Here is a 12059-nt window from a genome sequence, read left to right as displayed (position 1 = left end):
CGCGGCGCGGCGATCGCCGCCTCGAGCACGGCGCGCAGCTGCAGCGCATCTTCGACATGCACGCCGTCGCAGCCCTGGGCCCTGGCCAGGCCCACGAAATCGATGTCGGGCAGCTCCGTGCCCTCGACCTTCTCGCCGTCGCGGTAGCCGAACACCTTGGCGAATTCCTGCAGCGCCGCGTAGCGCCGGTTCTTGAGGATCACGAAGGTGATCGGCAGCCGCAGCTGGGCCGCGCTCCACAGCGCCTGGATGGCGTACATGCTCGAGCCGTCGCCGATCACGGCAATGACTTTCTTCGCCGGCTCGGCCAGCGCCACGCCCACGCCCGCGGGCATGCTGTGGCCCAGGCCGCCGCTGCACATGGTGTAGAAAGTGCCGGAATGGAAGATAGGCAGATGGGCCTGGATGGTCGAGCGCGAACTCGGCGCCTCCTCGACAATGATGCTGCGCGGGTCGCGCACCTCGGCCAGCGTCTGCATCGCCCAGGCGACCGACATGCGCTCGCCGGCTGCGGGCGGCTGGGCGCGCGGCGCGGCAGCACGCCTTGCGGGCGCCGCGCGCGGGGCCGGCGCGGGGCGCGCGAGCAGCTCCTGCACGCCCAGGCGGATATTGCCTATCGCCGCCGTGCCCACCGGGGCCCAGGCCGCAATGGCCGGGTCCTCGATCAGCTGGTACAGCGCCGCGCCTTGGGGAATGTGCGGGCCCTGGCCTTCGACATGGTAGGTGAAGGTCGCCGCGCCGACGGCAAACACCACGTCGTGGCCGCCGAGCAGCTGCACGATGCGTTCGCGCATCGCGGGCAGGAAGCCGGCAAACAGCGGATGGTCCTCGGGAAAGCTGCAGCGCCCCGACATCGGCGCGACATAGACGCGCGCCTGGTGGCGTTCGGCCAGGGCGACAACCGCGTCCCAGGCCGCGCCGCGGTCCACGGCCGCACCCACGACCAGCGCCGGCGCGCGCGCGCCGTCGAGCGCCGCGCCAATCATGTCGAGCACGCGCGGATCGGGCCGGCTTTCAAAGCCGACTTCGCGCACCGCGATAGGCTCGGCCGGGTGGTCCCAGTCGTCGGCGGGAATCGACACCAGCACCGGGCCACGCGGCTCCTGCATGGCGATGTAGTAGGCGCGGGCCAGCGCCTGCGGCACGTCCTCGGCGCGCGCCGGCTCGCAGCTCCACTTGACATAGGGCTTGGGCAGCTCGGCCGCCTGACTCGAATGCAGGAACGGGTCGAACTGCAGGATGGAGCGCGCCTGCTGGCCCGCGGTGATCACCATGGGCGTGCGGTTCTTGAACGCAGTGAAGATGTTGGCCATCGCATGGCCCACGCCCGCGGCCGAATGCAGATTCACGAAGCTGGCGCGGCGCGTGGCCTGGGCATAGCCGTCGGCCATGCCCACGACCACCGCCTCCTGCAGGCCCAGCACATAGGAGAAGTCCTCGGGGTAGTCGCGAAACAGCGGCAGCTCGGTCGAGCCCGGGTTGCCGAAGATGCGCGTCATGCCGAGCTGGCGCAGCAGGTCGATCACCGCGTGGCGCACGGTGAAGGAGCTGGGATCGGGGGCGGAATTCTGGGGGGTTGTCTCTTGCATTTCGGTTCCTTGGCGTACAGCGCATCGTGCCCGCGGTCATAATTTCCAGCAACTGCATAAACCATCTAAGAGATATTCATCCCATGGATATAAACCGGCTGGACCTGAACCTGCTGCGCGTGTTCGATGCGGTCTACCGCCACCGCAGCGTGAGCCATGCGGCCGAGGAGCTGGGCCTGTCGCAGCCTGCCGCGAGCCAGGCCGTCACACGGCTGCGGCTGCTGCTGGGCAATGCGCTGTTCGAGCGCGTGCATGGCGGCGTGCGCCCCACGCCGCGCGCCGAGCGCCTGGCGCTGGTGGTGCGCGAGGCGCTGGCCGCCCTCGAAGTCGGCCTGGGCGAAGCCCAGGACTTCGATCCGCGCGCCGCGCAGCAGGTGTTTCGCATCCATCTGAGCGATATCGGCGAAGCCCGCTTCCTGCCCGCGCTGATGGCGGCGCTGCGCGCGCGCGCTCCGGGCATACGCATAGAGACGCTGCCCCTGCCCATGGACGCCATCGCCGATGCACTGGACCGCGGCACGCTGGACGCGGCCATAGGCTTTCTGCCCGGCGTGCTGAGCACCGAGCGCAGCGTGCTGCTGCAGGACCACTACTGCGTGCTGCTGCGCAGCGGCCACGCGCTGCTGCAAAAAGGCCAGAACGCGCGTCTGGGCATCAAGGCGCTGCGCCAGCTCGAGTTCGTCGCCGTGCGCTCGCACTCGGAGACGCTGCGCATCCTGCAGGCGCTCGAACTCACGCACCGCATCCGGCTGTCGGCGGCCCACTTCCTGGCCGTGCCGTCGATCGTGAGCCAGACCGATCTGGCCGTGATCATGCCGCACGAGATCGCCGCGGGCTTCGTGCGCGGCGGCGGCTATGCGGTGGTCGACGCGGGCTTGCCCGACCACCGCTTCGAGGTCTCGCTGCACTGGAGCCGGCGCTTTTCCCAGGAGCCGGCCAAGGTCTGGCTGCGCGCCTGCATCGAGGAGCTGTTCAGCCAGCCGCAGCGCGCCATGCCGCGCACCTGACGCCGCCTGTCAAAGCATCCCGGCGCTGCTGGTGCGGCGGGGCTTGCGCAGGGCCTTGTCCGCATACATGGCCCCATCCGCTGCGGCCAGGGCCTCCTCCATGGAGTCGTACGCCAGGCGGAGCGCAGACCCGACGGAGGCGCGGATCTCGGCCTGCGCCAGTGCTTGCCTGAGCCGCTCCTCCATCTGCAGCGCTTCGCGCTTCGATGTGTTGGGAACCAGAACCGCGAATTCATCGCCACCGATGCGCGCCACCACGTCCTTGCCGCGGAACTGGCTGCGAATCAAAGTGCCGGCGGCACGCAGATGGGCATCGCCGGCCTCATGCCCGCCAGAATCATTGATCAGCTTGAGATCGTCGAGATCGATCATGATGATCGCCGAGTTCTGAGTGATTCTATGCAGTGCATTTTCCTGATCGTGGAGCGCCCATTCCCAACCACGGCGATTGGCAAGCCCCGTGAGCAAATCAGTCTCGGCAACATACTTCAGGCGTTCGGCCTCGCGGCGCGAGTCTTCGGCGTCCGCATAGCTGATCTGCAAGGTGCTCAGCGCCCGGGCCACAGTGCAGACCAGGAATTTCTGCGCATAGGTCAATGGCTGCTGCGGGCTGGGATCAAGGGCGCACAGGGTCCCCGACAACTCGCCGTTTTCCTTCCACAGGGGCAGGCCGATGTAGGCGCCGATCGGCAATCCCACCTGTTGGTTGATGGGCGCGGCCTGGTAGACGCCAATCTTCTGGGCATCCTCGGCGAAGAAGGGCCCGTCACCCCGCACCATATGCTTGCAATAAGTATCGCTCCACGAAAAAAGCTTGCCGCGCTTGGCGCCATAACTGTTGTCGAGGCTGTGCACCACGACCCAGTCATCATCCTCGAGCGTCGTCACCATCCATAGCGCAAACGGTATGTGCTCCTTCAGGCATTGCAGCAGTTCCCTGTGAGCCTCCTCTATGCTTTCGAAGGCACTGGCATTGCAAAGCGGCAGGAGTTCATCGTCTCTTGTTTTTTCATCCATCATTTTCTGCCGATTTCAATTCACGTTTTAACAAAACCAACAAAATCCAAGCATGAAAGCGGGCGTGAAAACAGATAGCCCTGAAAACTCCTGCATCTGCTGTCCAGCAGGAATTGATGCTGGGCCAAAGTCTCCACGCCTTCGGCAATCACATCCAAGCCCAGGCTCTCCCCTAACGATATGATGGTGCGCACAATCGAAGCGTCGCCGCTGTCAGTCATCAAATCCCGCACAAATGACTGATCGATCTTCAACTGATCCAAGGGCAGACGCTTGAGGTAATTCAAGGAAGAATAGCCAGTTCCAAAGTCATCGAGGGAAAAATAAACCCCAATGGATTTCAGCAATCGCATTTTCTCAGCAATGCTGTCGACATCCTGAGCCAAAATACTTTCCGTCAGCTCCAACTCAAGCAACTCAGGATTTATCCCCGTTGAATGGATGATGGAAAGCAGATTTCCCACAAAATCCGGATGGTGAAACTGTTTCGCACTGACGTTGACCGCCAGCCTGAGTGTTGACAAATCAGGGTCGGTTTTCCAGGCCGACAAGGTGTCACACGCTTTGCGCAAAACCCATTGTCCCAATTGAAAAATAAATCCGCTGCCTTCCGCCATCTCGATGAACAGCGATGGCGGAATCGGACCTTTTTCAGCATGGGTCCAGCGGCACAGAACCTCGGCACCCAGGACCTTGCCTGTCACTCCCACCTGGGGCTGATAGAGCACATGAAACTCATTTTCGACAAGTCCTGCGCGCATATCCTGCACCAGACCCACGCGCTCCGCCAGGACTTTCTGCAGCTCCCTGTCGAAAAACCTGTATCCATTGCGTCCATCGCTTTTTGCGTGGTACATCGCGGAATCCGCCCCGCTGATTATTTCATCCAGGGATTTCTGGCCTCCATCAAAGACCGCGATACCTATGCTCGCTGAAATTCTATGCTCCCTGAGATCAACAGCAATCGGCATCGATATCTGCGCCAATATTTCCTGGCAGATTTTTTCCGCGCCGGCCCTGGCCAGCGCGAGAAACTCTCCCAAGCCTGTCAGGATGACAATCAATTCGTCGCCGCCGAACCGCGCCAGGATATGGGGGTCACCGACCACATTCCTGATTCTGGAAACGGCCTGCCGCAATATCTCGTCACCACATTGATGACCCCACTGGTCATTCACAGACTTGAATTTGTCAAGATCTATCATCAGCACGGCGCCGAAAACCTGCTGCATACCGGTCTCGTCGAGTATCTTTTGCGCCGACGCCAGGAAATTCCGCCTGTTGGGAAGCCCGGTCAAAATATCGAAATACGCCAGATGCTGGGCCTGCTGCTCCGCGCGCGTGCGCTCAGTGACATCTCTGGACAGAACGATGAATCGGGGCGCGGCATCATTGAAAGTCTGCTTTCTTGCGATCGAAAGCTCGAAGGTGCGAGTGTCATCGCCCAGCGGGATTTCAAGACGACTGCCGGTGCTTCTGCCCGAAGCATTTGCCTCGCGTATGGAGCGATGCACGACCTCTGCGGCCGCGGGAGGAAGAATGTCCCATACCGTGCGGTTCAGCATCTGATCCGCCGGCATGATGAAACCGGCTTTGTTGCTGGCGCGCAGTTCGAGATAGCGTGCGTCCAGGTCCATTTCAAACAGCAGATCCGGGATCGCGTCCAGTGTGCCGTTCAAGTCTTCAGTCACCTCCCGCATGCTGGCGGTCATCTGCAGTGCCAAGGCCTCGGCGCGATTGCGCGATGTCAATATCAGAAAGACGATGCACCCCAGGGAGATGCTCAGCAGTGCGCCGATGGCGGCAATCCAGTGATGCGTTGCCGTATGCTGCGCGCCTACGTAGTTCGTCGTCGGGTCTATCCTGAAGTGCCATTTCCTGCCGCCAAATTGCAGATAGTCCGAACTGGAGAATTCGGAATCGACAATTCGCGTTGCATCAATCGTCGCGCCATCCAGGAATCCATGCAGTAAGACCTCCCTGCCCCCGGCTTCCTTTTCAAAGAACACCAGTTGCAAGCCTGGCGGCAGGCTCGCCGCGATTGGCTGGAGAACATCGGCCAGGCGAAAAGGAACATCCACCCAGCCGCTCAGCGCTTTTGGGGCTTCAGGCGCTCCTGGCGCTTCCAACCGGCTCAGCCCCCTGTAAACCGCCAGATACAGCACAAATCCCGCGACCGGCGCGGCGGACGCATCTTGCACCAGCGATATCTTCTCGGACGCGACCAGATCGCCGGTCTCGCCCGCCAGTTCCGCTGCAGCGCGCGCGCGTTCCACAGTGAAGATATCGAAACCTATGGAATTCCTGTTGGCTTCCAGCGGCTCCATGAACATGATGGGCGCATGGGTGCGCAGCACACCGGCAGGAGCTGCCTCATGCATCTGCTGCGGTGCGCGAAACAGCGGCATGGCACTGTTTTGCGCATTGCGGCCGGAGCGCAGTTTTGCGAAACCCACACCCTGCAGGCCCGGGGAAATCGCCTGCAGGTTCAGCGAGCGCACAAATGCACGGAACTCGCTCGCAGTGACCTCCTGCGAGGCGTCAAGAAAGCCTTTGACGCTGCGGGTGATCAGATCAAATCCATTGAACTGATTGCTCAGCAGGGATTTCACATTCCCCACCTCGACGGCTATCTCCGAGCGCACTTCCTGCTCCACGAGCTGATTCCTTGAAATCCAGTAGCTCACGGGGATGCACATGGCCAGCAAGGCGGTGATCGCTGCAATCGCCAATGCCTTGGCATTGGCCATGGAATCGACCTCGGGCATCACTTGTGAACGCAACTGCAAGGGGATGGATGCGCAGGGCTTCACTGATGGACCCTTCGTGACAAATATTTCTGAATCGCGCTGGCGCAGCCCTAGTGTTCCGAGTGCAGTGGCATCGTAAGCCAAACCCCAGAACTTGAATTCCTCGTTTGGAAATTTTGCGCAACTATCGATTCGCGGAGAAGATTCCTTTTGGCGGCGGCAGGCAAGACTCGATCGGCGACTGCGCGTGGCAGGTCTCACGGCGCCGGGCGCGCCGCCAGCCGGCGCTGCAGCCAGCGCATCAGCGCGCCCAGCACCGGCAGCTTGGCGTAAAGCTCTTGCGCCGCATCCCAGTAGTCGCGATGCAGGTCCACGCTGCCATCGGCCGCGAAGTGCAGATGGGTCGCGCCGCGTATGCACATCTGCGCACCGCCGGCGCGCTCGAACAGGAACTCCCAGGTCAGAAAGGCCTGGTCGCCTTCGCTCACGGCCTGGTCCACGATGAAGCGCGGCGCCTTGACGGTCGCGAACATATGTTCGAACACGCAGCCTATTGCGGCCCGGCCCTGGACTTCGTTGAACGGGTCCTTGAAGCGCGCCAGCGGGCTGTAGAGCGCGAGCAGCGCGGGCACGGTCTCGGCGCGCAGCGCTTCATAGGCCAGCACCACGGCAGCCAGTCGGGGGTCGGAGGAAAACGTGGGCATGGGATCAGGCTCCGGTGGTGCGGCGCACGGCGGCGAAGTACCAGGCATCTGGCAGGCAGCGCAGCAGCCGCACCCAGGCGGTGAAGCGGCGCGGAAAATTCATCTCGAAACGCCCGCGCGCCCAGCCCTGCAGCATGCGCGCGGCGGCCTCGTCGGCGCTGATGAGGCCGGGCATGGGAAAAGCGTTCTGCGCGGTCAGCGGCGTCTCGACAAATCCCGGGTTGACGATGGACACGCCTATGCCGCGCGGCTGCAGATCGAGATAGAGGTTTTCGGCCAGATTGTTGAGCGCGGCCTTGGTCGGCCCGTAGGCCAGCGACATCGGCAGGCCGCGGTAGCCGGCCACGCTGCCGACCAGGCTCAGATGGCCCTGGCCAGAGGCCAGCAGCTGCGGCAGCATGGCGTCCAGCAGATGCAGCACGCCGCCGTAATTCACGGCCAGATGCTGCTGCATCTCGGCCAGATCGAAGGCCGTCGCGCTCTGCGCACGGTAGTGGCCGGCGCAATACAGCAGCAGCGCCAGCCCCTGTCCCTGGCCGACCAGCGAGCGCACCTGCGCGGCCGCGGCATGCATGGCCTGCAGATCACCCACGTCCAGCGGCAGCGCGACGCAACCCGGGTGGCTGGCGACGAAATCCGCGAGCGCGGGCGCCTGGCGGGCCGAGACGATCACGCGCGCGCCTTCGCTGTACAGCGCCGCGGCCGTGGCGCGGCCTATGCCAGAAGACGCGCCTATGACCCAGACCCAGCGGCCGGTCCAGTCGCGCAGGGGCGCGTTGAGAGGGGCTCCGAAGAAAGGCATGGTGGTCAGTCCTTGGGCGGCTTGTCGAACGCCAGCGTGATGTCGCCCAGGTGCAGGCCGAACTTGGTCATGGCGGTGCGATTGAGCAGCACGCGCGCGTCCATGCGGTACATCCAGTCGTCGAGATCGACGTTCCACACGCGGCCATCGACGGGCAGGGCCAGCGTGTACTTCCAGTGGAAGGCATTTCCCGCGCTCTGGCCCACGGCCTCGCCGATCACATCGTCGGCGCGCCCGGTATAGCGGCCGTCACCCAGGTGCTTGAGATGCCACACGCGGCGCTGCGTCGTGCCGTCGCTGTAGACGAAATGCTCGTCGAGCGTGCCGTTGTCGCCGTCCCAGCGGCCGCTCATCTGCACCGAAAAGCGCTTGACCACCTTGCCCGAGCGATCGGTGAACATGCCCTGCGCCGTGAGCGGGCCGCTGAAATACTCGCGCAGATCCAGCACGGGCTTTTCCTGCGCATAGTCCTTGACTTCGGGGCCGGCGCAGCCCGCGAGCAGCGCCGACAAGGCCAGGCCCAGGGCCGCGCGCCGCGGCAGCGCAAATGTGGATGGCTTCATGTCGTGTATCTCCAGGTGGGGTTGTGGCGTTCGGCGAACCAGAGCGCCAGCGCGGCGCCCAGCTTCAACAGGCAAGGCAGGCCCGCGTAGAGCCAGGCCAGGGCCTGAAGCGCGGCGGCGTCGGTGCTGCCGCTGCGGTAGCCGGCCCACGACAGCAATGGCAGCGCCAGGCCTGCGGCCAGCGCAAGATTCAGTTTGGTGGCGCAGGTCCACCAGCCCAGATAGCGGCCTGCGTCGCGCCCGCCCGCGCCCGCCTGGTGGATCACGCCGGTCAGCAGCGCGGCCGGCAAGGCCAGGTCCGCGCCCAACGCCAGCCCGCTGGCCACGCAGATCACGGCGAACAGCGCGCCATCGCCCGCGCCCAGCCAGGGCGTGCCGACGAAGGCCAGAACGCTCAGGCCCATGCCCGCGCGCCAGCTTGGCGCCAGGCCCCAGCGCGCGACCGCGCGCACCCACAGCGGCAGCCCCAGCGCCGCGGCGCCAAAGTAGCCCAGCAGGAACAGCGGCTGCCACTGCGGCGCCTGCAATCGGTCGGCGACAAAGAACGGCAGCAGCGTCGCGGGAATCGCGCTGGCCACGCCGTTGAGCATGAACACCAGCATCAGCCAGCGAAAGTCCGCATTCGCCCAGGGCGAGCTGCGCGAGAAGTCGGCCGATGGCGACGCCTGCGCGACTGCCGCCACCTGCACGCGGCGCAGGCTCCAGAGCCCGAGCAGCAGGCCCAGCGCCAGCAGCGCGCTGGTCGCGTCAAAGCCCAGCCACAGCGGCAGCGCGCTGGCGAGCAGCACGCCGACCAGCGTCGCGCCTTCGCGCCAGGCCGTGACGCGCGCGCGCCAGGCCGGCGCCCCGCCCCAACGCGTGCCCCAGGCCTGATGCAATATGCAGACCGCGCTATACGCCAGCGTGGTCAGCAGCAGCGCACCCGCGAGCCAGGCCAGCATCGCCGTCTCGCTGCCCTGGGGCGGATGCCACAGCGCGGCAAAGCCCAGCGCCAGCAGCATGCAGGCCAGCGTCGCGGCCCACCAGGCATGGAGCTGGCCGCGCGCGAACAGCCGATCGGCCAGGCGCCCCAGCGCGGGATCGATCAGCGCATCGAGCGCGCGCGTGGCCAGCAGCACGCCACCCAGCGCCGCGAGCGGCGCGCCGGCGACGCTCGCGTAATGGTGCGGCAGGTTCACGTAGAGCGGCAGCGACACGAAGGCCAGCGGCGCGGCCAGCGCGCCATAGGCCAGGCCCGTGCGCCAAGGCAGTTGCCGGGAGACGTGAACGGCGGTGGCCATCGCAGCAGCCCAGCCTCAGTCCACAAGCCCGAGCAGCGACTTGCGCAGCGCGGGCGCCGACGTCTGCTCGGCGAGCCAGATGCCGAAGAACAGCCGCGCGTACTCGGCATCGCGGACCTGTGCCGTCTGGCGCGCATTGTGGAAGAAGCGCACGCCGCCCTGGCCGTCGCTCAGCCCCAGCAGCCGGTCCTGCGCCGCCACATCGGGAAAAGCCTGGGTCATCAGCGCGAGCCATTGCCGCGCCTGCTCTTCGCTGAACGCACCTATGCGGCGCATTTCGGCGACCGAACGTTCGGCGATCGCCAGGCCTTCGAGCTTGCGGTCATAGAGCAGCTCGAGCGCGATGGGCTGGCGCGCATACTGCGCGGGCACGAAGCCCGGGCCGGACCACAGGCGCGCCTCATAGACGCGCAGGCCGAAGAAGCGCAGCACGCCCGTGCCGACAAGGCGGGCATCGGGAAGATCGGTGCGCAGTTCCTCGGGCCGGACGGGAGCAGCGGAGACGGTAAGAGGCATGGCAAGAAGAGGTGCGGCGAGAACGCCACCGCCTTGCTGCAGCAGCGTGCGTCGCGTGGGACGGCCGGCAGTCATGGCAGGGGCTTTCTCAGGGTGAATTGGATGACATCGGTATTGCCGGTGTCGAACGCGGCTTCGCAGTAGGCCAGGTAAAACGTCCAGATGCGCGCGAAACGCTCATCGAAGTCGAGGCCCTGCAGTTCGCCGCGATGCGCGCTGAACGCCTCGCGCCAGCGGCGCAGCGTCTCCGCATAGTCGCGCCCGAACGCCAGCCGCTGCTCGACGACAAAGCCCGCGCGTTGCGCCTGGGCTTCGAACGCCGAGGCGCTGGGCAGCATGCCGCCGGGAAAGATGTACTGCTGGATGAAGTCGGTCGAATTCAGATAGCGCTCGAACAGATCGTCGCGGATGGTGATGGTCTGTATGCAGGCATGGCCGCCGGGCTTGAGGCAGGCGTGCAGCATGTCGAAATAGCCGGCCCAATACTCATGGCCCACGGCCTCGAACATCTCGATCGACACGATCGCATCGAACGGCGCGCTGCGGTACTGCGCCGGCAGATCGCGGTAGTCCTGGTAGTGCAGCGCGGCCCGGCCCTCGAGCTCGGGCGCGCGCACTCTTTGCTGGCCCCACAGAAGTTGCTCCTTCGACAGCGTGACGCCCGTGACCTGGGCGCCGAATTCGCCGGCCGCGACTTCGGCCAGCGCGCCCCAGCCGCAGCCGACTTCGAGCAGCCGCGCGCCCGGTTGCACGCGCGCCTCGCGCAGCGCGCGCCGCACCTTGGCAAGCTGCGCGGCCTGCAGGTCCACGCCCTGCGGGTCGCGGCCTTCGAACCAGGCCGCGCTGTAGTTCATGCTCGGGTCCAGCCACAGCTGGTAGAAATCGTTGCCCAGATCGTAGTGGGCATGGATGTTCTTTTCGCTGCCGGCGCGCGTATTGCGCCGCAGCAGGTGGCGCAGGCGATAGGCCAGCCGGCCCCACCAGCTGCCGTAGACCATGGCCTCGATGTGCGCGCGGTTGGCGATGCACAGCCGCAGCAGCGCCGCCAGGTCGGGCGTATCCCATTCGCCATCGATATAGCCTTCGGCCAGGCCGATGTCGCCCGATTTCCAGACGCGATCGAACATGCGCAGATCGCGCACATTGAGCTGGGCGCGCGGCATCTCGCCATCGGCGCCCGTGCCCGGATGCTGCGGCAGGCGCAGCACATGGTTGCCCGGCAGATGCAGTTCGAGCTGGCCTACGGGCAGACGTTCGAGCAGGCGCAGCACGCGCTCTGTGGTGGCCGTCGCACGGCGGGGGGCGGCCGCGACCGCGTTGGGGGCAGTGGTGGTGTTCATCGCGATATGAAGTGTTCGGGGGCCGCGGGTTTGGAAATGAAAGGCAGGCGCTTGCGCCACAGGCGCAGCGCCTGCCAGTGGATACGGGCCATGACGCCCAGCGTCATCAAAGGCGTGCCGAAGAACGCGCGCCGCAGGCTCGCGGCGTCCAGCGTGTGCAGCGTTCCGGCGACGCTGGTCTGCAGCAGCGGGCCGATGTCGTCATGCAGATCGACGCAGGCGCGCGTGCGCGCCGGCTGGCCGGCGGCGGCGCCCGAGCGCTCGAAGCGAAAGCGGTAGTGGCCTTCGATGCGGCAGAACGGCGAGACATGAAAGACTTTGCGCGCCGTCTGCTCCAGCCCCCAGTCGAGTTCGTCGCCGGCAAGCAGATAGGCATGGCGCTCGCCGAAGGTGTTGTTGACTTCGGCCAGCACCGCCGCCAGCGAGCCGTCGGCGCGGTGCGCATACCAGAAGCTCACGGGCTTGAACACATAGCCCAGCACGCGCGGAAA

Annotated in this window: 11 protein-coding genes; 1 reads left to right on the top strand and 10 read right to left on the bottom strand. The window is 65.5% G+C overall.

Annotated elements, in window-relative coordinates:
• Positions 1-1589: benzoylformate decarboxylase (mdlC, locus tag RR928_RS05710; protein ID WP_332681741.1), on the bottom strand; the 1589-nt coding region annotated here is incomplete at its 3' end.
• A gap of 83 nt (positions 1590-1672) precedes the next feature.
• On the opposite strand from mdlC, the gene RR928_RS05705 reads away from it, so the two are divergent.
• Positions 1673-2596, top strand: a complete 924-nt coding sequence (locus RR928_RS05705; protein WP_332534910.1) for a LysR family transcriptional regulator — start codon at positions 1673-1675, stop codon at positions 2594-2596.
• 9 nt (positions 2597-2605) lie between these two features.
• Here RR928_RS05705 and RR928_RS05700 read toward each other — a convergent pair whose 3' ends face one another.
• The 9 genes from RR928_RS05700 to RR928_RS05660 form a co-directional block, all read right to left on the bottom strand.
• A complete protein-coding gene (locus tag RR928_RS05700) occupies positions 2606-3616 on the bottom strand; it encodes a sensor domain-containing diguanylate cyclase (RefSeq protein WP_332534912.1) in 1011 nt (336 codons plus the stop codon).
• A 17-nt stretch (positions 3617-3633) separates the two neighbouring features.
• A complete protein-coding gene (locus tag RR928_RS05695) occupies positions 3634-6363 on the bottom strand; it encodes a bifunctional diguanylate cyclase/phosphodiesterase (protein ID WP_332681738.1) in 2730 nt (909 codons plus the stop codon).
• A gap of 257 nt (positions 6364-6620) precedes the next feature.
• Complete coding sequence (locus RR928_RS05690) at positions 6621-7067, bottom strand: nuclear transport factor 2 family protein (RefSeq protein ID WP_332534915.1); 447 nt, start codon at positions 7065-7067, stop codon at positions 6621-6623.
• A gap of 4 nt (positions 7068-7071) precedes the next feature.
• Entirely contained in the window at positions 7072-7869 is a 798-nt protein-coding gene (locus RR928_RS05685; protein ID WP_332534917.1) for an SDR family NAD(P)-dependent oxidoreductase, read from the bottom strand.
• A 5-nt stretch (positions 7870-7874) separates the two neighbouring features.
• Positions 7875-8432 carry a DUF3833 domain-containing protein gene (locus RR928_RS05680; RefSeq protein ID WP_332534919.1) on the bottom strand — a complete coding sequence of 186 codons (558 nt, stop codon included), beginning with the start codon at positions 8430-8432 and terminating at the stop codon, positions 7875-7877.
• Positions 8429-9712, bottom strand: coding sequence for an MFS transporter (locus RR928_RS05675; protein WP_332534921.1), 1284 nt, complete (start codon positions 9710-9712; stop codon positions 8429-8431). The genes RR928_RS05680 and RR928_RS05675 overlap by 4 nt, the downstream gene beginning before the upstream one ends.
• Before the next feature lie 15 nt (positions 9713-9727).
• Positions 9728-10303 carry a chalcone isomerase family protein gene (locus RR928_RS05670; protein WP_442881439.1) on the bottom strand — a complete coding sequence of 192 codons (576 nt, stop codon included), beginning with the start codon at positions 10301-10303 and terminating at the stop codon, positions 9728-9730.
• Complete coding sequence (locus RR928_RS05665) at positions 10300-11568, bottom strand: cyclopropane-fatty-acyl-phospholipid synthase family protein (RefSeq protein ID WP_332534923.1); 1269 nt, start codon at positions 11566-11568, stop codon at positions 10300-10302. Before RR928_RS05665 ends, RR928_RS05670 begins: the two co-directional genes overlap by 4 nt.
• A partial coding sequence (locus RR928_RS05660; protein ID WP_332681735.1) for a DUF1365 domain-containing protein occupies positions 11565-12059 on the bottom strand: 495 nt, incomplete at its 5' end. The genes RR928_RS05665 and RR928_RS05660, both read right to left, overlap by 4 nt.

The sequence above is a fragment of the Comamonas sp. genome (assembly GCF_036666375.1).
GTDB lineage: Bacteria > Pseudomonadota > Gammaproteobacteria > Burkholderiales > Burkholderiaceae_C > Comamonas.
Note: the sequence above shows the minus strand (reverse complement) of the source record. Positions and strands in the feature narration are given on the sequence as shown.

Excerpts from the sequence above, each read along its gene's own strand:
- RR928_RS05705 (WP_332534910.1), top strand. The coding sequence starts at position 1,673 with ATGGATATAAACCGGCTGGACCTGAACCTGCTGCGCGTGTTCGATGCG.
- RR928_RS05700 (WP_332534912.1), bottom strand. The coding sequence starts at position 3,616 with ATGATGGATGAAAAAACAAGAGACGATGAACTCCTGCCGCTTTGCAAT.
- RR928_RS05695 (WP_332681738.1), bottom strand. The coding sequence starts at position 6,363 with ATGGCCAATGCCAAGGCATTGGCGATTGCAGCGATCACCGCCTTGCTG.
- RR928_RS05690 (WP_332534915.1), bottom strand. The coding sequence starts at position 7,067 with ATGCCCACGTTTTCCTCCGACCCCCGACTGGCTGCCGTGGTGCTGGCC.
- RR928_RS05685 (WP_332534917.1), bottom strand. The coding sequence starts at position 7,869 with ATGCCTTTCTTCGGAGCCCCTCTCAACGCGCCCCTGCGCGACTGGACC.
- RR928_RS05680 (WP_332534919.1), bottom strand. The coding sequence starts at position 8,432 with ATGAAGCCATCCACATTTGCGCTGCCGCGGCGCGCGGCCCTGGGCCTG.
- RR928_RS05675 (WP_332534921.1), bottom strand. The coding sequence starts at position 9,712 with ATGGCCACCGCCGTTCACGTCTCCCGGCAACTGCCTTGGCGCACGGGC.
- RR928_RS05670 (WP_442881439.1), bottom strand. The coding sequence starts at position 10,303 with ATGACTGCCGGCCGTCCCACGCGACGCACGCTGCTGCAGCAAGGCGGT.
- RR928_RS05665 (WP_332534923.1), bottom strand. The coding sequence starts at position 11,568 with ATGAACACCACCACTGCCCCCAACGCGGTCGCGGCCGCCCCCCGCCGT.